Raw genomic sequence first — 20536 nt, forward strand, 5'->3', positions numbered from 1 at the left:
CCCTCCACTAGAAGACTCTATATCCTGTGAATTTGTCAGCCAAGTAATAAGACATAATGATAAAAATCATAGATACACCTGACTTAAACAGACCTGCAGCCGTGGAGAGCGAGTATTGAGCCTGCTCAATGCCCAGTCTGAACACGAATGTATCCAAAATATCGCCGGTGGAATAGACCACAGGGCTGTACATATTATAGATCTGATCGAAACCGCCGTTGAGGATATTGGCAAGACCAAGCACGGTCATCAGCACGATAATAGATGAAATGCCGGGCAGGGTAATGTGCAATGTCTGCCGCCAACGGTTTGCGCCGTCGATAACTGCGGCTTCATAAAGCGCAGGGTTTATGCCTGTAAGGGCAGCCAGGTAAATGACCGATCCGAATCCAAAAGCCTTCCACATATCGGTCACTACCATCGTGCCGGGAAACATGTTCGGATTGCCAAGGAAATAGATCGGTTCAATTCCAAGCTTGGATAGAAGTATATTTACAAAACCCGCGCTCGGCGACAAAAGATTAATAAGGATACCGGATAATATGACCCATGACAGGAAATGCGGCAAATAGACCAGCGTCTGGAAAACGCGCTTGGTAAAAATATTCCTGACTTCGTTGAGCAGCAGCGCAAACACGACCGGAACAATGATGCCTGCAATCATTTTACACAATGCAATAATGACCGTGTTTCGTATGACCGGCCATATATTCGGCATTGAAAACAAGGTATTGAAATTTTGAAAACCTACCCACTGTTGGTGTCCGAACATACCTTTTGCCGGAATAAATTTCTGGAACGCGATCACAACGCCGGCCATGGAGCCATAGCTGAAGACCGCCACCAAAACGATCGCGGGGAGCAGCATCAAATACAAGGGAAGCTCTCTTAACAGCTTGTCTTTACGTTTCAGATTTACAAACATCTTTTGTCCACCACCTGTAAATGATTTGGGCCAAGGCCAGCTGCTTCCTGCGGTTCGGATAGACACAGCGCTGGATAGCGGCAAACCTTTTTTAATTAACTGAGGCGGGAATTATCCCGCCGCAGTCCTTAAATGAGAATGACTTATGTTGCCGGATACATTTTGTCAAGCTCGTCGAGAGTCTGCTGACCGCCCGCTTTCAGCCACTGCTGTACAAAGGTATCGAAATAATCGACTGGCTTAGCGCCAGTTATGATATTGGTAAAGGCTGTGATCGTGAGCGTATCCAGTGAAGCAACATTCGTCAACCACTCATCGGGCCTTTGAATTCCCAGGATGCTCTGGACGATCGCCTTATCGGGAATATACTTGTTCAATACAATCGGCAGAGAGCCTGACCTCGACATCTGGCCCCAGGTACCGAAGGCATTGTCGTCTTTTGCGAGAGATCCATTTTCAAAGCCAGCGATATAATCATATAAGGGCTTTGCGGCGGGGGCCAGGCCGTCAGAGGAGCCTTTGTCGAAGGCTTTCAGCAAATCAGCTGCGTAAACCTCGCCCGGTTGATCGATAAAGACTGGGGATAGCCTGTACTGCTCATCCGCCCAGTATTTGAGGTAGTCCTCCTTCGTTGAGTAATTGACAGTCTGATCGTACAGATTGAGTATATTGATGGCTGCTTCGGGATGCTTGAAGTCCGCGCTGACCATCGTCATCTGGCCGACAGCGTTGCTCTCGATACCAATCTTATAATCGTAACCGGACTCTGTGGGAATGGAATACGGATGTACGATAACGCCATCCTTTTTGTAAACATTATTGTAAGGATACCAGGTACCCCAGTTGCTGCCGTAAGCCATACCGATTTTGCCGCTGGTAATATCTTCAACCAGCGCGGATTCATCTTTGCTGGTAAATTCCTTGTTGATCAGGCCTTTCTTATACATATCTGCCAACAGGGAAAGCGCTGCTTTCATGTTCGGCTGGATCCAGGCAAAAGTCATCTTGGCATTCTCGTCGCGGTAGAACATACTTTCGTCGCGTCCGGGAACGCCAAACGCAGAGACCAAACCAAGAATACTGCCGTGGTTTTGTCTGATCAGATCCTTGTTGAGGGCAAGTCCATACGTGTCGCCATTTATGCCGTTACCGTCCGGATCGCCGGTAGCGAACTTCTCTGCAAGAGCGACCATTTCTTCGATGGTCTTCGGAGGCTGAGAATTGGTGTTCTTCAGCCAGTCCTCACGAATCCATAGGAACGGCGCCTCGTGGAAGTTGTCGTTCATGCGCGGTATGGCGTACAGCTTGCCGTTTACCGTAGCGCCCTTAAACGAATCAGGAAATCTTTTCTGATATTCCTTGAGAGAATCAGAAGCGTATTTGTTATAGACATCGGTGAGATCGGCCAGCTGTCCATTCTGTGCCAACTGCAGAAAAACATTAGCATCCTGCGTTTTGAATATGTCCGGCAGGTCGCCGGAAGCAATGACGGCATTCAGCTTGTTTTTGTAGGCGTCGGTGCTGCTGTCGGCAGAGAAGGCAACCTGGAGATCGATATTGAGCTTGTCTTTGATTAAGCGGCTCCACCGGTTATCTTCCCAGGTTTCGTTATCAAGGAGCTTTGAAGCTGCCGCCGTTTGAACGGCCCATGTCATTGTCACTGGTTTCTGATATTTCCCGTTAGTGTCAATTTCGGGGGTATTGCTGGTACTGGCTGCATTTTCATTGGTACTTGGATCGGATCCCGTGGATGCGCTTTCACAAGCTGAAAAGGTAAGCACCATGAGCGCGGCCACCAGAACGAGCGGTAGAACTCTTCTGGGTTTCATCTTTTTCACGTAAAATTCCTCCTTTAATTTGCACATAGAAATTACGTTAATGTAATCTAGATAATGTTAACTTATTGCCTTTTGACGGCTTTGTGTGATCTGTCTTGCGAGGCCAGATCAGCTTGAATCCCCATTAAATGCAGTCGTTGATTACACTCAGGTATCTTCGCAAACAGTAGACGCCAACTACTACGACATCACCCCTCTCATAAGCTGCATCTTCGTAAATGAGTGTTAATTATTGGAGATAAGAAACCTGAAAACCCCCTAAAAAGAAATATTTTTTAACACGTGTTTATTTCGGAATAAAAAATCTAAGATTTTTCTTTACAACTTTCTGAAAACCAGACTGCCCGACCAATCGTGATCTCTTTAAAACCCGTTCGATGCTTTAGCATATCGTTGAAATCAGCGAGGCGCCGAATGTCCCCTTGCCCTTTTTACTGCAGCCGTATTCTTGGTTTATCCTGGCTATCTCCTCGTTTTTGATCTTTGCGTTTTTCAATGATGTCAAAGATGTCAGCCTCTTTCGTGAACACGTGTTTATGTACTCATAATACATAGCCTATTAAAGCGCTGTCAATCCTTAATTTATAAAAAAAGGAAACAAACACTATTTATCGGTTCTAAATATTTTTTTATAGCATTAACACGTGTTTATGATATAATTGCACAAAATAGAATATTCCGACAATTATAAGGCTGGTATCTGCCTTGGAAATGATATCCCCTTGTACGTGTTAAGGGAGGAGAAGGAATTACAATTCGATTCAATGAAACGGCACTATGTATCGGGATGATGATCATTGACCGAGCTAAGATTGATGGTAAATAATACATACATTAGGAGGCATCATGTATAAAAACAACGCAGCGTTCATTCCAATCTTTGACGATAAAACACTCGCTGGTTGGCATTTCGTCCCTCGATTGCCTATTCCCCGCGCCCCCGGCGAACCTGGACCGGATACGACGACCGAGGAATACCAACGCGCCGCGCAAACATCGGGAAAATGGACTGTTGAGGATGGTGCAATCACAGGACGGCAGGATCCGCCCGGATGCGGTTACGGCGGTTATCTCCTCAGCGATGGGGTATACGGCGATTTCGAGTTGGTCTTTGAGGCACATCCCGACTGGCCGGCGGATACCGGCATCCTGGTGCGTGCATCTGCACTCGGTTCTCAAGGGTTCCAAATCCTTCTGGATCACCGCCGTTCGGGAAATATAGGTGGTATTTACGGCAATGGCATCGGCGGCTTCCATGGCATCAATTTCACCCTCGATGCGAAATACGATGAGCAAGGTAATCCCGTGGGGCTGAGACTGGAAGACCCCGCGACCACCATCGAGCCCATGACACCCGACAAAACGGCACTTCTTGAATATGCGGCAACCGGTGAGCAGTTTCTGTCTATATGGAAGTGGAATAATTGGAATGAATTCAAGATTCGCGTCGAAGGGGCGTCTCCGCGGATCACCGTCCATATCAACGATACGAAGATTTCTGAAATCGATACGGCAACCTTGAAGCACCCCTTGTATAACGCCGCGGCGGTCCGGGATCTGCTCAGTCCGAAAGGACACATCGCCTTCGAAATCCATGATAACGATCCTGGCATGGGCGAAGCGCGCTGGGCGCCGAATGCGGCTTGCAGGTGGCGCAATATACGGATTTGCGAGTTTTAGACGACCGCAGAGCGCGATATGTTTCTTGGTGAGAGCGGCCGATCATATCAGCGGTGCGCGCTCCATTCTGACGGGCACCGCGGCTAACAAGTCGATCTGTACAGGGCAGGCAGTTAAGGTGGATCAGTTGGTCAAATTTTATAAATAGAGTTACAATCGTTTGAATCATGAATAGAGAACAATAAAGCTGCTTGCAGAATTTTCTGCAGCAGCCATATTTTTCGCCTATTGCATGCGGTATATTTAATTCCTTTCAAATAATCCCCAGACTTCTTAAGGCATATATTGAGGCGCCGCGGGCCAAGTGGACGAATCGCCGTTATCATGTTTTCCATTATTTCCAGTTTGGTGCTTGTCTCTCGATTGCCGACCGCCTTCTTACGATTGTAAGTGACGGTTTCTAATTGCTGTTCTTCTGAATCCGCAACCTGATCCGGATTTGTTTTTTCGCTCGAAGCGCCGAAACGCTTTTGCTGAGCCAGCCGGAACTGCTCTTGATGACCAGTTCAGTTTAGCGGTGAGTTCTGCAATTTTTGCATCCTGCCTCGTAATGGTCGCTTCGTATTCGGGTGTAACGACAGTTTCAACACATACCTTATCTTTATGTATTTAAAAAACCAGCCCCTCAAAGGGCTGGTTCGTCGCTGCCATCATTGAACTCCCTCGCCTTGACCGCAGCCAATCTCAAGCACTCCCTGCCCTGGCCGATTCCCAAAATTTTGCTAGCTTAAGACGGTGTTCGGTTTTAACCCGTTGAATGTTGGTCCTTCCGTCACCGTCATATAACCTACAATCGTATCAATTTCATTATGGTTCATCAAATAAAGATTGTACGGCAAGGTTAACTAATAAGGTAATCGGATCATCCAGGAACAAATAATTCGAGAAGTACGCCCGGTACAGCCTTTCCATCAAATCATCCGCTTTGCCAAATTGCATGACATACTGCATCAGGAGATTGGCCTTAAATGTATTGGTGGGCTTGGCTGTATCGTAGTTAAATTTCAGACCATCCTGGTCAGCAACACTTTGAAACATCCTCATGCAAAAAAGTTTTTATGTTCGCGAGTCGTTCCCGGTATTGCAGCATAATGTTTGATTAATTATATGAAGTCCTATAGTCAGGTTCCAAATGTTAGCGGGATTGCTGAAGCATTGGAGGCCCAACAATCAGAGTGTCATTCTGCTCGGCCAGTCGCCCAATTTCCTCGAGTGAATGTCGGCCGATTGCAGGGAAGAAATCGTCAATACCGCCAGGTGCGAAGGTGAAAAGGATACGTCCCATTTCGGATCCGACGTTAGCCCACGCGTGAGGTACGCCGCGGGGAACCACGACGCTTGTTCCTGGAGTAGCTTCAAATTCATCCTCTCCGCATTGGAAACGGAACGTTCCTTCAAGAATCTCGAATACCTCTTCCCGTTCCTTATGAATATGCTTCGGGGGACCAATCAAAGCCGGTACACGCGCTTCGACGACGGTTATCGCTCCTCCAACTTGATTGCTGTGGATGCGAATGGCCATTTGTTCGCCCGGCATCGTGTCGAACCATTCGAGATCCTTCGCGAAAGTAACGGCTGCTCCGGTTACGGTTTTATTTGTCTGTTCCATTTTTCATTCTCCTTTACTCTATCCGGTCTTTTTCTACAACGCATGAGATATTCTATTAATGGGCTTCCGAATTTTTTCAGGGAAGTACTCGGCTGTCTGGCTAATGTCCACCCATTGGCTTGCTTAATTTCCACTGCCTTGGGATGAATAAGCATCTCTGATCAAGACGACACCTATACTGGTTATATAACTTCGGATTTTAAGATTGCATATCCGCTTTCTTTTTATCGGACTCAAACGTCAAACGAACTTTTACCGTGAGAATATAAGGCGGCAGAAAGCCTTCAGCGAGTAAAGGCGTTCTGCTGCCTTAGCACTTTTCTTCTATATGGCAAACGTTAAACCTATCAGCTGTTCACTAAGGCTCCAGAGTCGATCGGCCGCCTTGGGATCGATCGCATATGGCATCACGCCGGAGTCCGTTAATGTCGAATTGTTGTCCAATTGAAATTCGGACTCAGCGTCCTGCCCCAGAGCTGTGATATCGCAGTTCTCGCAATAGACGCCGCCCATATTGTCAAGCTGTGGGCTCGTCGCACACCATACGCTGGTAGCAGCCCCTTGCCCAACCGTCTTGAGATTTTTCGTTGGGTCGAGAACCGGCTGTCCGTTTTCGTCGATGACGCCCGCCGCGAGCAGATCCTCATTCGAAAGATGTTTTTCGAGACCGGTGCCGACGATGCTGCCCGGATGAAGGGAAAAGGAGCGCACGCCGTCGGCCTGTCCACGCTTGTCAAGCGCGACCGAGAAAAGAATGTTGGCCGTCTTCGACTGACCGTAGGCCCCCCAGCGCTCATATTCGCGTTGCTCGAAATTGGGATCATCGAACACGACAGGGGAAAAGTGATGCCCCCAGGACGAAACTGAGACCACCCGTGCGCCGTGAGCCTTGCGCAGCGCGGGCCAAAGCCGCGCTACAAGCTGGAAATGGCCCAGATGGTTCGTCGCGAATTGCGATTCATATCCTCGCGAATCGCGTGTCATTGGAGATGCCATAATGCCTGCGCTGTTTACCAGGATGTGCAGCGGCTGGCCGGAGGCAAGAAACTTCTCTGCAAAGGCATCGATTGAGGCAGGGTCCAGTAAGTCCATCATTTCAATTTCGATGCCATCGATGTCCGCAAGCGCAGCCGCGGCTTTGTTGCGATCACGCGTCGGGACGATGACCTTGGCGCCAGCAGAACGCAGCACACGCGCAGTCTCAAGACCGAGTCCGGAATAGCCGCCGGTGACGATTGCAATTTTGCCGGACAGATCGATACCCTTGATAACGTCTTCAGCTGTCGAGGAAGCTCCAAAGCCGGAGCTGATGGGTGTTTGCTTAGTTGTCATATAAAAGATCTCCTTTAGAATGTTTTATGAAAAATATGACTTGAATTTTTATATAGCTGACTTGTGCCTTCCTAATATCGGGATAGCGATTATAACAATTGCTCCCGCGTTGGAAAGAACTCGCTTCGTTTCTAGTCTTCGGAGGTCGCGATCCCGCAAGTGCCAATTTAGGCGGTGGTTCCCGAATGTAAGGTTTTTAGATTGTTGTCATCGTAACAGGTCTCCCTTATTTGTAATTTAGACAATAAACGTTATTTGTCTATTCGTCTATATTATACGACTAGACAAAGTTTGTAAAGTGTATAATAATAAATTCATGGACGACAAAAAGAAGCTGCATATTCTATCCGTTGCGTTGGACGTGTTCTTCAAGTATGGCTATAAGCGAGTATCAATGAATGAAATAGCAGAGGCCGCCGGTATTTCGCGTGCGGGTCTCTATTTGCACTTCAAGAACAAGGAGGAAGTTTTTAACGCATCGATTCTACATTATGGCGACACTCTCATTGAAGAAATAGTGAAAGGACTTTCTTCCAGGAAAACGCCTGAAGACAAAATTATATATGCGTTCGAAGTGTGGTCTATAAACAATTTCGATCAGTCGTTGAACTCGCCGGAAGTAAAAGAAATGACCGACAGCTCTTACGTATTCGCCCAGGAGGCACTCGACGCGAGCTACAATAAACTTGAAGTCGTTCTAACCTCTATTTTGGAATCGCGATCGAAATTCGCCTGCAGCCCAAACAGCCTTTCTCCAGAGAAATTGGCGCATCTTTTAACAAGCGCATTGCGCGGGTTTAAAATTGTCGCCAGAAACTCTTCGGAGCTTCGCCAAATGATTGAAGACTTGCTCCGAATCATTCTTACCTCTTAGAGAGGAATGGTTCGTCTCTGCTATCGGAAAAGCCTACTATTAGGGGGCTTTTTTGCGCTTTTTTATTCCCTTAATCAGTAAGATGCCTTAAATAGCAAAAATCTACGCAAATTGAAGTGTGCACCGCCGGAGATGCACTAAACTGTAGTAACCTGTTGACTGTGTGGTGTATTGGCTTGACTGTGTGGTGTATTGGCGGGTGATCTTTGTTCTTGGTTTTATTTACGCGGAGGGAATGGTCAATAAAGAATCATTTACGCGAATGTGTTGAAAGCCCTTTATTCACAAAGGTTTGCCGCAAGAACAAGAGCGAAAATCAGCAGTGTCGCCCAGCTGCGCGGGCAGGGTCTGTTTACCGTTTCTGCAATGTTCTGCAATCGATGAAGATAACCGGCTTCAGCGGGATTGCCGCCCACCTGGTCGACGTGGCGAAAAAATGCCCCGGGCTATCGAAGAGTCGACGAACGAACCGACCCTTCGGGGACCCAGGAAAGCTTTACCGGGGAGCTTCGGACCAACGTAACGCTGCTGCGGAGATTATTGACGACAAGGCTGAAGATCGAATGCCGGCATGTCGGGCGGCGGGGATATACATGTACTACAATTGTTACTCAACTAGCTTCTATGCCACTCGCCACGGAACCGTTGTATCCATTCTTCCCCAATATCATCGGTTAATTTATCTAATATGAGTGGGACAACCTACAATATGGCCACGTCCGCTGCCTTGCTACTTCACGGCTTCGCGAGCTGCTGCGAAAGCTCATATGCGCTTCGCTCGACCCAGTTGTGGGCGAGCTTACCATCGCGAACCTCCCATACCGCGATGCCGGAGATCTGAATCGGGCGATCGTCGGGCGGGGAACCGAGTACACCTTGGTTGAACCCCGTGACTACCCAGCGCGAAACGACGCGCGTGCCATCGGCGCTGCTGAACATGTCGAGGCTCTTCAGCCTTATGTCGCGGATCTTCGAGGTGAAGGCGCGTGCCCACTCCTTGAATGCAGCGCGACCCACGACTTCACCATCTGGGTTCGAGAGGATGAAGTCATCGATGCAGAGACGGTCGATCGCGTCGAGATCCTGTGGATGGTTGTAGACTTTGGCCCATAACTCCGTGAGAAGTTCTTCGCCGTGACTGCCGTATAAAGCCATCTGTCATAATCACCTCATGCATATATTTGGTTTAACTCTTACCATGCCCCAGTACCCCGAACAGTATTATCATCACCACCAGAATGAAAATATATGTTCTATATGTACTCCATTCAACGCTTTATCCAAGAGACGTCTTTGCTTATAAAAAGTTGTGTTAAACTCCAGTTACTTTAATAGAAAACCACCATAATACGCTGGTCAGCGGCTGAACTATAAAGTTCCTTTCGGTAGCGAACTAGTCCAGAGATTTAGGTTTGCAAGCTAAACCTTATAGCAGCGGTATCAAAACGCAAACAAACCGTTTAAAACAGCTGCTGTACCCCAGCGCTTTAAGCGGTTTGTTTGCGGATTTTTTACATCACGTTTAACTGGACGTCTATATTGCCGCGAGTCACCCTCGAATACGGACACACGTCATGCGCCGCTTCGACGAGTTCCCGAGCCGCGTCCCGTTCCACACCAGACAAGGCGATGTCGAGTTTGACTGCAAGCTTAAAATGATCTGCTTCATCTTTACCAAGAGTCACGTGCGCCGTCACTTCCGTATTGTCTGGTTTGATTTTCCTTTCCCGGCACACTACATTGAGCGCGCTCTCGAAGCATGCCGCGTATCCGCCCGCAAACAACTGCTCTGGATTGGTTGCCCCTCCCGGTCCTCCCAGCTCCTTCGGATGTACCACATTAAGGATCAGCATGCCGTCGCTCGACTCCAGCCTGCCGTCCCGGCCTCCAATCGCCTTGACGCTTGTCGAATAAAGCTCCTTCATTGTTCTAAATTCCTCCTGTAATTGCGATCACGTTGCATTCCTACATGTTACCCATTTCTTCTTCAAATTAAAATAAAGCGGCCTTGGCCTTAGCGGATCCTTCAGTGAAATTTGTTTTTCAATGGCTGATGTGTCCGAACTCACTAGTTATTTTATTTATTTGATTATACCTTGCCGCGAATTATGCCGGCCGTTCAAGCGAAAATGAATACCCCGGAGAATTATCTCATACATTGGAACATATGAACTGCGGGGAGTTGAACGCCATGCCGGATCATGAAGCGCAATTCGAGCATCAATTTTGGCTGCAAATTTTGGGAGATCATTCGCGGTTTATTCATAACACCCTATACCCTGTCGAACACAAGGATATCGAAGCATCGGGACAATTCATTCGCCAGTTCGATTTGCTGCTTGAACGATCCCGGGGGCCGCTTGACGCTGCGCAGCTTTCGGAATTGAACCATTCTGCCCATCGTGCAGCAGTCAGCCTGCGCAGCTATAAATTGAATTTGCTGGAACGATCCCTGCTTGGCGCCGTCAAAATCAATATTACACCTTCCTTTCTGAATCATATGATAAACGAGATAGAAGAATATATTCGCATCCTTGACGAACTGCTTGCAGGCAAATCCGTACCGCATTACCCTCCCCTTCATCATGATCTGTTATGGCTTTCGGATGCCGCTTTTCATTCTTCAGCCCTCGCAAGCAACCTGGACCTGGTCGAGAGGCAGCTGTTTGCCAGGAGCAAAATGTTCGAACAGCATTTTAGCGACTTTTATTTGAAAGCCATTGAACTGGCCGGTTATTTGCGGACGATGAGAAAGCAGTATCCGTCGTTTGTGCGATTCCATCGGGACATTAATTTGGAAATGGCCATGTTTATGGCCTTTTTGAAGGAATTGGAGCAGCTTGATTTGAGCGAGGAGCTGCTAGGCAGCTTGAATCCGCTTCTTCCGGATCATATGTACCGCGAAGAATGCTATTATTTGAAAAAGCTCGCACAATCCGGGGAAATATCCGTGCCGGACTGCGATCCGACCACGCCTCGGGTAGAAAGCTGAAATCTGCGCTCTGTTCTTTTGTCCATAAACATGCTCCAAACAGGAACGGCAGTTCAAGCCCGTGCGGGTTTAGCTGCCGTTTTTGCTTTGGTAAGGGTTGATCAACGATTCAGGCATGTCACTTCGAATAAAAGTCCGTCAATTGCATTGAAATAAAGGCTGTAACCATCCCTGATTTTTCTTGGCCCATGATCAGGCCCGATATTTGCCGCTTCAAGCCGGTCATAGAACCGGTCCACCTCTTCCGCAGTATTGACATAGAATCCAATATGAAAGTCTTTGGGATAGGTTGATGATTCACCTCCGAATGCCCGTGAATGGCTCAGTACGAGGGTGAAGCTTTCTCCGTCACTCATGATGGCAACGGCATCTCCCTTCCGGTCCAGCAGATGAAAGTCAAAAATTTTCTGAAAAAAGTCACTTGCCTCTGTAATGTCATGAACACATAAGTTCAAATGGTTAAGCTTCATGCGAATCTCTCCTTCGTTATTCTAATTATATTAGATTAATCTAACATAATTAGAATAGAAAACATTGCAGCAGTTGTCAAATAGTTTTTCCGACTAATCAAGCAGATGGACGTTGGCGAGTCTCCTTCTGTATAAATTCGTCTCAACGGCAAATAATACCAAGTGTTCAACTGAATCGGATCATTGGAACGGGGGCCGGATGACATGAAACAAAACGAAATGATAAGCCCTTCTCAAATGGCCATGCTGCTGCTTGCGTTTACACTAGGCTCTTCTATCGTCTTTATCCCGACTCCGGTCATCGGCGCAGCCGGCAATGGAGCCTGGATGTCCATAATCCTGGCTGCAGCCGCAGGAGTTCCCGGACTTCTAAGTGTCCTGTATCTGCATCGCGTCTTCCCGGACAAGTCCTCCATTCAATATCTTGGCGATGTATTCGGCAGATGGATCGGAACAGTATTTACGATAATCATTTTTTTGGTAATGGTGTTAATGATCGCCAACATTACAGTTGGCGCAGGCACATTCTTTACCACCACAATGATGCTTGACACCCCCTTGTATATATTTCATTCCCTGATTCTCTTCGTTTCCGCGCTTACGGCGCTGGCGGGCATCGAAGTGGCCGCACGGATGTTCTCTCTGTCCCTTATGATTATGCTGGCAACGATCATAATTATTTTGGTCTTCGATTTGGGAAAATACCATCCAACCCATTTACTGCCTCTGTTCGCGAGCGGTGCCTTACCTGTTCTGCATGGTGCGATTCTCAGCCATGGTTTTCCTTATTCCGAGATATTTGTATTTTCTCTGCTCCTTTTTTATGTGCGCCCCGCCAGGAATGAGCCGCTGGGCAGAATGCTTATCTCCGCATACGCTGTCAATATGATCATCTTTCTTGCTGTAGTCCTGTGCGCCAGCATGATCTTTGGCCAAGCGGCAGGCCAGCGTAATTTCGCCCTGTATGAGATGGCCCGCGTGCTCGAGATACCCGGTTTTGCCATAAGGATTGAAGCGATTTCCGGTATTACGCTGATTGCAGGCTCTTATATCAAATCGACCATCGCATTGATAGCGCTCAGTTCGGGAATCGCCCGTATTCTGAAGCTGAAGGACAGCCGCTCCGTCATACTTCCGCTAACACTCCTGTTGTTGTTTATGTCGTTGACGATGTTCTCGACACAAATGGAATCCATGATCTCCTGGTCCGTCATCGTGCCGGCCGTCAACGTCCTTGCTACCACACCCATAGTCCTGGGGGCGGTTATAACCCTGATAAAGCGCAGCTTCGGCAAGAACGGGAAATCCAAAGCTTAAAAAGCAACGCTCGCGGCATTGGTCCTATCATCTTCCTTCCAACGCGTAGTGCCAATCTCCTGATTTTCTTTATGTTCAGTTTATGGACAGATAAATATAGTAAAATAGATGGTGTGTAAGAAAGAGATTCTTAAAATAGGAAAGGAAGATCATGCTTTGAACAAAGACTCGACAGGCAGTGATTACCGTCCCAGAGCCACACGCACGAGGAAGAACAAAACCACCCTGATGATCCTGCTTGCAGCAGCGGCCTTGCTCATTATCATTTCCGGAATATTGTATAGTGTTTTTACAGCACCAACCGGCTCCGGACAAAAGCAGACCGCAGCAGGGAATGATCCGGCTGCCAATGAATCGGCAGAAAATAATACTTCATCTCAAAATGAAACAACAGGGAATGAACCAGCTCAGAACGACAGCTCAGGCAACGATACGCTGACCGGGGATGTACCGGCTGAGAATAATGCTTCCTCAAACAGCGAGCCGGACGGCAATTCGGACACATCCGGGACAACGCCCGATCCAGGCGAACTCCCTGCCGATAATGCCGGGACTGAGAATCCGGCCGAAGCAGGCCAAGGAGCATCAGCTGTCCCAGACGACAGTCAAGAGGAAATACCCGCCGGGAAGCCGGTTAATAGTGGCAGCAAGGACGCAGCACCCTCTGTTCCGGAGACGAAGCTTCCTGCTACATATGTCGTCAGAAAAGGGGATACGCTGTCCACGATATCCATGAAGTTCTATCATTCGAAGCAGCATGTCGATCTCTTGGCAGAGCACAACCATATCGTATTTATTAATGATATGAAAGTTGGAGACACCATCAAGATCCCGTCCCTATCTTCAGACGCCGGAGCAACACCCGGGAAGGAGCAGGATATCGACTACACCAAGGTCACCTTGCCGGTAACCTATATGGTCCGCGCCGGAGATACCCTGTATAAAATCTCCATGCTATTCTATCAATCGAAGGATTATGTGGATCTGATTGCGAAGAATAACAAGCTGGAGAAGACCGAGGAATTGAAAGCAGGAAGCTCATTGATCATCCCCGCCCTTGCGGTAAAGACTCCGACTGGCGCCGATAACAGCAAGGACGAGGCCGCAAAAGAACATATCGTTCAGAAAGGAGACACTCTTTCAAACATTGCCAGGAAATACTACGGTTCCGACAAATACATAAAGCTCATTGCGGAATACAATCAGTTGGCGGATAACGATGACGTCAAGGTCGGCGATGTATTGAAAATCCCCCCTGCCCCTACTCCATAATAAGCAGGAGTTCGGAACGCCATAGCGAGGCTTCGCCTATCATAAAAGCTCCAACCGCTAATTTCTTCGCGGTTGGAGCTTTTACCGTTCAGCCGTGCAAGAGAGTCATACCCAACAGTTCACATCCTCTTCGGATATGATCAGTCGCCTTCAAATAAAACAGCAATTTTTGGTGGATATTCAGCAATGAAGCACCTTTTTTCTTACTGCTGCTGAATATACAATAAAGGCAGAAGCGCAATAAATTTGGGGAGGAATTATTGATGGAACTGCACGGTCTGACAGTGGAACAAAAGCTGAGCTGGGAGCGGGACGGTTATTTGGTGCTTGAAGACTTCCTGGCCCCGGAAGAGGTATCCTTTCATAACGAGCGGCTTGATCATGCATTCGAAGTCTGGGAATCCAAAGGAGGGCACAACCCCGCCTCCGGTCAATTGAATCACGTCCAGCAGGTATGCGGGATCATTGAGTATGATGACGCGTTTCTTGAACTGATGGAGCATCCCCGGATGATGTCGATCATGAGAGACCTTCTTGGCCATTCATTTGTCATGATCGATAATGATGGCTTGATCAAGCCGCCGCAAAAGGAAAGCCACACCGGTTGGCACCGGGATACCGGAAATCTGCTTTATATCAATGAGAAAAAGGTTCCCTTCATGGCGAAAGTGTTTTATTTTCTGTCAGACGTAAAATATGATGGCGGATGCCTCGCTTTTCTTCCTGGCAGTGTCCATATGCCAAACGAAATCCTGCCCAAAGTGGCAAAGCAGGAAGACATGCCCGGACATGTCCGGATGAGTGTCAAAAGAGGTACAGCCGTCATTTTCAACGGTTACACGTACCATTCCGCGCTGAATAATTTCACAGAGGAGACCAGGCGGTCGGTCATCTACAACTATGCGCCGTCGTTTCTGCGCACTTGGCCCGGATATGAGCCTTCTGATACGCTTAAGACCAAAGCCCATACGAACCTGCGAAAAATGCTGCTCGGCATGCTCCCGTGGACTGACGATCCCCAGGCTTTCCAGGAGCCTGCAGCTGTACCTGCGGAAACAGGGAAATACGAATAGCTAACAGATGCCTTCAGGATTTATTCCTGTGGGCATTTGTGTTTTCATATGTTACATTTGCATGAATACGACTCTTATAAAGGATGCTGATCATGAAGTTTGAATGGCTTTCCACACCGAGCCCTTTTGCCAGGTCCACTCTCTACTATCCGATAATCGGGGGATTTGATCCTAATTCCCAAGACTTTTTCTTCGAGCGCGATTATTATCCGGCTTACGAAATATTACTGATTACACAAGGCAAGGGCTCGTTCCGTCACGGGGAAACCTGGATCGGGCTTGGCGAAGGGGACTGTTTGCTGCATGATATGCGTCATCCCCATGCCTACCGCGCAGATCCGGCCGCTCCCTATCAAATGCGGTATCTAGTGTTTGACGGTTTGGACCTTGAGTCGTTATGGATCCGGTTATTCCATGGTCCGATATTACTGATTTCTTCGCAGTCCGCCGACTGCCCGATTGACCTGACACTCCGGACCATTATCGACGGGATGCAGGATAACGATCCGCAGAACGAATGGAAGCAGTCCGCCTTGATTTATCAGCTTCTCATGCATTGTGCCCGATTTTCAAATTACGACCGCTCGGTTTTTCGGAAACCGGACAACGTCGAACAGGCCAGACGGTACATCGACTTGCATTATTTGACTATCGCAAGCATGAAAGAAGCAGCTGAAGCAGCCAACCTTAGTTTATATCATTTTATCAGGCAGTTTAAAAAATATTACGGGTATACGCCCAAGGAATACGTTTTGCTGAAACAGATCAATCATGCCAAGCGGCTTCTTATGCAGACCGACGCATCCGTAGGCGAGGTGTCGGAACAAACCGGCTTTGAGAGCTATAATGCGTTTTTACATGCTTTTCAAAAATCAGAGCAGAGCTCGCCGTCGATGTTCCGCAAAAATTGGAAAAGGACCTGAAGATTCCGGTAAATCCCCGGCTCCTTCAGGTCCTGTTCATTACTTTTTCGAAATGATCTCGTTGACCTGCTCATCCAGCTGCTTCAATCCTTCTTCCACTGACAATTTGTTGTTGAATATCTGGTCAGTGATCGGGGATATCGCTTTATCCTGAGCCTCGCGCCAGTTGAGATGATAAATGTCTCCGATCATGCCGTAATTCATCCAGTCGAAACGGGCCTTCTCATAGCCTTCTGGTGCCCATTGCGGAAGTTCCGCGTTCTCCAGGGAAGGCTTGTGCACCGGAATCCAGGACTGCTGCCTGGCAAGAGTTTCCTGGTTTTCATTCATTGTCCATTTGATAAACTCCCAGGCTTCTTCCGGATGCTTCGATTTTTCTGTCATGGCATAGCCGCCCACCCAGTATGGAACCACACGATTGCCATCCCACTTCGGAATCGGCGCCATATCAAAGTGAAGATCCTTCGCCTCCTTCAGCGAGCCCAAATCCCAGTCTCCTCCGACATACATCGCAATTTTGCCCGTTAGGAAATCTCCTCCCAATGCGCTCGCCTTCGCTGCGTCCGGGGCAACGCCGTATTTAAAAATCAGATCCTGCAAGAACTGCAGCGCATTCCTCGTCTGCGGAGTGTTAAACGTCAATTTTTCCGGATCATGAATATTGTCCGTCAAGGCACCGCCCTGCTCCTGGCTGAGCGCCATCCACCCCCACCAGGCCCCTAAAGAATTGGTCGTGCCGAATTGAACGGTTTTGTCGCCATCCTTGACGGTCAGCTTCTCCGCCGCATTCAGGAAATCCGTCCACTCCCAGTCCGCGGTCGGATATGGCACACTGCCCTTATCGAACAAATCTTTATTGTAATACAAGACCAGCGTCTGGTAGTTTTCCGGGGCAACATACATGCTGCTGCCGTCGAATTGGAAAGGCTTGAACAGCTCCGCGTCATAATCGGCCATGTTTAAATCCCGGTCAAAATAGGGCTGGAGGTTTTTCATGAGTCCTTTTTTATACCAGGCATAAGCGGGAACATCCCAGTAAAACAGGTCAACCGGCGAGTTGGAGGCCAGCGTCATTTCGATTTTCTTAAACGTTTCGTCCCATGGAAGAAGCGTCATATTGACATGAATATTCGGATGAGAATCGTTAAACCGCTTGATTTTATCCTTTTCTTCTTCATCCAGTGCGGGTCCATTCGACCAGCGGATAAAATTCAGTTCGACTTTTTCCTTCGCCCCGTCCGAGGCGCCATTTTCCGTTCCTCCCCCGGAACAGCCGTACAGGATAAACAAAATCATGACCATAACCGATACGAAAGCCACCCTGCTTTTCCGCTTCATACCCAATCCCTCTTTTCGCCAATTAGTAAACTAACCTTTGACACCCGTAAATACCATCCCTTTCACAAAAACCTTCTGGCTCAGGAAGTACAGCACCACGCATGGAGTAATCGCATACAATGTCGCCGCCATCAATAGATGAAGATCCGGTGAAGAGCGGGCCGAGCCCTGAAAGTAGGATAGCCCGAGGGCAAGCGTCCTTTTATTTTCATCAGTCAGATAAATCAGAGGCCCCATGAAGTCATTCCAGGTCCCCATGAACGTAAAAACAGCGACCGTTACCAGCACTGGCTTGCTCAGTGGAACCATGATTCTCAGCCAGATTCCGTAAGCGCTGCACCCGTCAATGCGCGCCGAATCCTCCAGCTCGAAGGGAATACCCATATAAAACTGCCGCATCATAAAGATGAAGAATGCACTGCCGAACCAAGCGGGTACGATCAAAGGCAGAAACGTGTCAATCCAGCCCAGGCTGTTGAAAAACAGATATAAAGGCACCATTGTAACTGCGCCGGGCAGCATCATGGTTGAGAGCAGCACAATGAAGATCAGGTTCCGCCCCGGCGCGTTCAGCCGCGAGAAGCCATAGGCGGAAAACGAACAGGACAGAAGCGTCCCGAGGAGGACGAAAACAACGATGATGACGGAATTAAGCGTATATAATGGAAATGGGAACGTGGTCAAGGCATCCCTGTAATTGTGCCACTGTATCGGGGACGGAATCCATTTGGGAGGAAAGATATACACGTCCGTTTTGAGCTTGAGCGAGGTGGAGATCATCCATGCGAACGGCACCAGAATAATCAGCGACCCAAGGCCCAGCAGCAAGTAGCTGAAGGCGTTCCGCCATTTTTCCGACTGCCGCCTGGAGACCATTCTACGAGCAGGGACGCCAGCAGCAGTCTTGTTCGTTATCGTCTTCATTTGCCAGACCTCCTGTTTCCTTCGTAAAAGACCCACATCGAGGATGATTTAAACACAAGCAAAGTGAAAACCAGAATGATGAGGAAGAGCACCCACGCAAGCGCGGAGGCATACCCCATTTGCAAATAATCGAATGCGTTCCGGTACAGGTAAAGCACGCTGAACAGCGTGGCATTATTCGGTCCTCCCGCGGTCATGATGAAGCCTTCGGTGAACACCTGAAGGGCGCCAATGATCCCTGTAATCAGATTGAAGAAAATGACAGGCGACAGCATCGGGATCGTAATATGAAAAAATTGTTTCCGCTTGTTCGCGCCGTCGATCTCAGCCGCTTCGTATAAATCCGTTGGAATACCCTGCAAGCCTGCCAGATATATCAGCATGCTCCCTCCAACTCCCCAAAGACTCATGATAATGATAGGCGGGAGCGCCCACTGCTCCTCAATGAACCACTTCGGTCCGTCAATGCCCACAAAACCGATAACCCAGTTCGCCAATCCGAAGTCGGGGTTAAAGATCCATTTCCATAGCAGCGCGACAGCGACGCCGGACATGACCGCGGGCAAATAAAAGATCGTCCGGAAGATGAAAATTCCACGCAAGTTGCGGTTCAGCAATATCGCCAGGAATAAAGCAATAATGAGTCCTGAAGGCACACTTACAATCGAGTAGATCAGCGTCACCTTAAGCGACTGCCAAAAAAGCGGATCCTGAAGCAGCTCCTTGTAATTGTCCAACCCGATCCACGTCGGAGATCCCAATATGTCATATTCCGTAAAACTGAAATAAGCGGATGCTGCAATTGGCCCAATCATAAAAATCAGAAGGCCGAGAATGGCCGGACTCATAAATACATAGCAGTCTAATGCTTCTCTGCGTGTACGGGTCATCCATTTGCGCTGAGATCTCATATTTCGCCACTCACCTCCAAAATTGTATACGCTTCCATTTGTGGATGTCATAAAGATGTCGTTAAATGGTGACTAGATAACCTGATCCTTCATCACGGCGTCCTCCACTGATTCAATCCCAATTCCGGCCACACGGTCCGCTGTCAATGGCTTTTTGGTCCAGTAAACACCTGCCTATTGGTAGAATTTTCACAAAGTATACGATGGATTTGTAATATTGTCAACAATCTTATTGGTAACTGTATTTTTGACATGAAGGAGCCTCATATCTTATGATGAATGCATTAAAGACGAGGAAGGGAGAGATTTAATGGAATGAAGCCATTCAGCTTTAAAGAGCAGAAACCCGCTTCTCTTCGGCATCGGATTACCGATGATATCCGCGATGCCATTCTGAACGGGCAATTAAAACCGGGTGACCGGCTGCGGGAGATTACGATCTCCAAAGAAATGGGCGTAAGCCGCGGACCGATCCGGGAAGCAATACGTACGCTGGAACAAGAGGGCCTGCTCCTCTCCTCCCCTTATAAAGAAACGGTAGTTGCCGAATTCTCCAAAGCCGAGGTTATCGAGGTTCTTATTCCCATCCGGCTCAGTATTGAATTGTTTGCGATCCGTTCTGGACTGTCCCAGATGAATGGGGATGATTTTCAACGCTTGTCCGAATTTGTCGAGGGGATGAAGGAAGGTATTCTGAAGAAAGATTTAACCCGAATTGTAGAGTATGATATCGCCTTCCATGAATATATCATTCAGGCTTCCAACGCCAGCAACTTAATGAACATCTGGTCAAGCATCGTTAACCGGATCCGACTGCATTTCTTTATGCAGGGAACCATGTATGCTGATCAGAAGCAGATTTACGAAGAGCATGTTGTTCTTCTGCAGGCCATGAAAGACAAGGACGTGGAGCAGGTCTGCCACCTGATGAAGAAACATATATATGATGAAAATGTTTGCATACTGCAGCCGGATGAAATATAGGCAATCTTTCAAGGTATGATCTAGAGAGGGAGCAACCAAAATTAAGCTGGCGCCGATAGATTCCGGCGCCAGCT

The 20536-nt window shown here is 48.1% G+C and carries 20 protein-coding genes; 8 read left to right on the forward strand and 12 right to left on the reverse strand.

Features of this window, described 5'->3' with window-relative positions; translation table 11 throughout:
• Positions 1 to 7 precede the first annotated feature (7 nt).
• Both AC0YOA_RS00350 and AC0YOA_RS00355 read right to left on the reverse strand, forming a co-directional pair.
• On the reverse strand, positions 8 to 925 hold the full coding sequence (locus AC0YOA_RS00350) for an ABC transporter permease (protein WP_210040246.1): 918 nt from the start codon (positions 923 to 925) through the stop codon (positions 8 to 10).
• A gap of 143 nt (positions 926 to 1068) precedes the next feature.
• Complete coding sequence (locus AC0YOA_RS00355; protein WP_475785772.1) at positions 1069 to 2754, reverse strand: extracellular solute-binding protein; 1686 nt, start codon at positions 2752 to 2754, stop codon at positions 1069 to 1071.
• Between the two features lie 855 nt (positions 2755 to 3609).
• Here AC0YOA_RS00355 and AC0YOA_RS00360 point away from each other — a divergent pair.
• Entirely contained in the window at positions 3610 to 4443 is an 834-nt protein-coding gene (locus AC0YOA_RS00360) for a 3-keto-disaccharide hydrolase (protein ID WP_475784908.1), read from the forward strand.
• Between the two features lie 131 nt (positions 4444 to 4574).
• Here AC0YOA_RS00360 and AC0YOA_RS00365 read toward each other — a convergent pair whose 3' ends face one another.
• From AC0YOA_RS00365 to AC0YOA_RS00380, 4 genes are all read right to left on the reverse strand, one after another.
• Positions 4575 to 4925, reverse strand: a complete 351-nt coding sequence (locus AC0YOA_RS00365; RefSeq protein WP_475785773.1) for a transposase domain-containing protein — start codon at positions 4923 to 4925, stop codon at positions 4575 to 4577.
• A gap of 325 nt (positions 4926 to 5250) precedes the next feature.
• Positions 5251 to 5481 carry a hypothetical protein gene (locus AC0YOA_RS00370; RefSeq protein ID WP_475784909.1) on the reverse strand — a complete coding sequence of 77 codons (231 nt, stop codon included), beginning with the start codon at positions 5479 to 5481 and terminating at the stop codon, positions 5251 to 5253.
• Between the two features lie 97 nt (positions 5482 to 5578).
• Complete coding sequence (locus tag AC0YOA_RS00375; RefSeq protein WP_475784910.1) at positions 5579 to 6052, reverse strand: cupin domain-containing protein; 474 nt, start codon at positions 6050 to 6052, stop codon at positions 5579 to 5581.
• 324 nt (positions 6053 to 6376) lie between these two features.
• Entirely contained in the window at positions 6377 to 7384 is a 1008-nt protein-coding gene (locus AC0YOA_RS00380; protein ID WP_475784911.1) for an oxidoreductase, read from the reverse strand.
• Positions 7385 to 7700: 316 nt separating this feature from the next.
• On the opposite strand from AC0YOA_RS00380, the gene AC0YOA_RS00385 reads away from it, so the two are divergent.
• The gene (locus tag AC0YOA_RS00385; protein ID WP_475784912.1) at positions 7701 to 8258 is read left to right on the forward strand and encodes a TetR/AcrR family transcriptional regulator; all 558 of its coding nucleotides are present in this window, start codon (positions 7701 to 7703) and stop codon (positions 8256 to 8258) included.
• 735 nt (positions 8259 to 8993) lie between these two features.
• On the opposite strand, the gene AC0YOA_RS00390 is transcribed toward AC0YOA_RS00385, so the two are convergent.
• Both AC0YOA_RS00390 and AC0YOA_RS00395 read right to left on the reverse strand, forming a co-directional pair.
• Positions 8994 to 9413, reverse strand: a complete 420-nt coding sequence (locus tag AC0YOA_RS00390) for an ester cyclase (RefSeq protein ID WP_475784913.1) — start codon at positions 9411 to 9413, stop codon at positions 8994 to 8996.
• Positions 9414 to 9769: 356 nt separating this feature from the next.
• Complete coding sequence (locus tag AC0YOA_RS00395; RefSeq protein WP_475784914.1) at positions 9770 to 10183, reverse strand: organic hydroperoxide resistance protein; 414 nt, start codon at positions 10181 to 10183, stop codon at positions 9770 to 9772.
• Between the two features lie 266 nt (positions 10184 to 10449).
• On the opposite strand from AC0YOA_RS00395, the gene AC0YOA_RS00400 reads away from it, so the two are divergent.
• Positions 10450 to 11250: a DUF2935 domain-containing protein gene (locus AC0YOA_RS00400; protein ID WP_475784915.1), complete on the forward strand. Its 801-nt coding sequence runs from the start codon at positions 10450 to 10452 to the stop codon at positions 11248 to 11250.
• Between the two features lie 101 nt (positions 11251 to 11351).
• On the opposite strand, the gene AC0YOA_RS00405 is transcribed toward AC0YOA_RS00400, so the two are convergent.
• Positions 11352 to 11720, reverse strand: coding sequence for a VOC family protein (locus AC0YOA_RS00405; RefSeq protein WP_475784916.1), 369 nt, complete (start codon positions 11718 to 11720; stop codon positions 11352 to 11354).
• Between the two features lie 204 nt (positions 11721 to 11924).
• On the opposite strand from AC0YOA_RS00405, the gene AC0YOA_RS00410 reads away from it, so the two are divergent.
• The 4 genes from AC0YOA_RS00410 (at position 11925) to AC0YOA_RS00425 (ending at position 16305) form a co-directional block, all read left to right on the forward strand.
• Positions 11925 to 13037: a GerAB/ArcD/ProY family transporter gene (locus tag AC0YOA_RS00410; protein ID WP_475784917.1), complete on the forward strand. Its 1113-nt coding sequence runs from the start codon at positions 11925 to 11927 to the stop codon at positions 13035 to 13037.
• 156 nt (positions 13038 to 13193) lie between these two features.
• Positions 13194 to 14309, forward strand: a complete 1116-nt coding sequence (locus tag AC0YOA_RS00415; protein WP_475784918.1) for a LysM peptidoglycan-binding domain-containing protein — start codon at positions 13194 to 13196, stop codon at positions 14307 to 14309.
• A 263-nt stretch (positions 14310 to 14572) separates the two neighbouring features.
• A complete protein-coding gene (locus AC0YOA_RS00420) occupies positions 14573 to 15382 on the forward strand; it encodes a phytanoyl-CoA dioxygenase family protein (protein ID WP_475784919.1) in 810 nt (269 codons plus the stop codon).
• A 92-nt stretch (positions 15383 to 15474) separates the two neighbouring features.
• Complete coding sequence (locus tag AC0YOA_RS00425; protein WP_475784920.1) at positions 15475 to 16305, forward strand: helix-turn-helix domain-containing protein; 831 nt, start codon at positions 15475 to 15477, stop codon at positions 16303 to 16305.
• Positions 16306 to 16344: 39 nt separating this feature from the next.
• Here AC0YOA_RS00425 and AC0YOA_RS00430 read toward each other — a convergent pair whose 3' ends face one another.
• From AC0YOA_RS00430 to AC0YOA_RS00440, 3 genes are read right to left on the reverse strand one after another with little or no spacing between them, the layout of a single operon-like run.
• A complete protein-coding gene (locus AC0YOA_RS00430) occupies positions 16345 to 17643 on the reverse strand; it encodes an ABC transporter substrate-binding protein (protein WP_475784921.1) in 1299 nt (432 codons plus the stop codon).
• Positions 17644 to 17673: 30 nt separating this feature from the next.
• The gene (locus AC0YOA_RS00435) at positions 17674 to 18567 is read right to left on the reverse strand and encodes a carbohydrate ABC transporter permease (protein ID WP_475766912.1); all 894 of its coding nucleotides are present in this window, start codon (positions 18565 to 18567) and stop codon (positions 17674 to 17676) included.
• A complete protein-coding gene (locus tag AC0YOA_RS00440) occupies positions 18564 to 19478 on the reverse strand; it encodes a carbohydrate ABC transporter permease (protein ID WP_475784922.1) in 915 nt (304 codons plus the stop codon). Before AC0YOA_RS00440 ends, AC0YOA_RS00435 begins: the two co-directional genes overlap by 4 nt.
• 315 nt (positions 19479 to 19793) lie before the next feature.
• On the opposite strand from AC0YOA_RS00440, the gene AC0YOA_RS00445 reads away from it, so the two are divergent.
• Positions 19794 to 20462, forward strand: coding sequence for a GntR family transcriptional regulator (locus AC0YOA_RS00445; RefSeq protein WP_475784923.1), 669 nt, complete (start codon positions 19794 to 19796; stop codon positions 20460 to 20462).
• Positions 20463 to 20536: the final 74 nt, after the last annotated feature.

Source organism: Paenibacillus sp. JT22N12 (genome assembly GCF_056269365.1).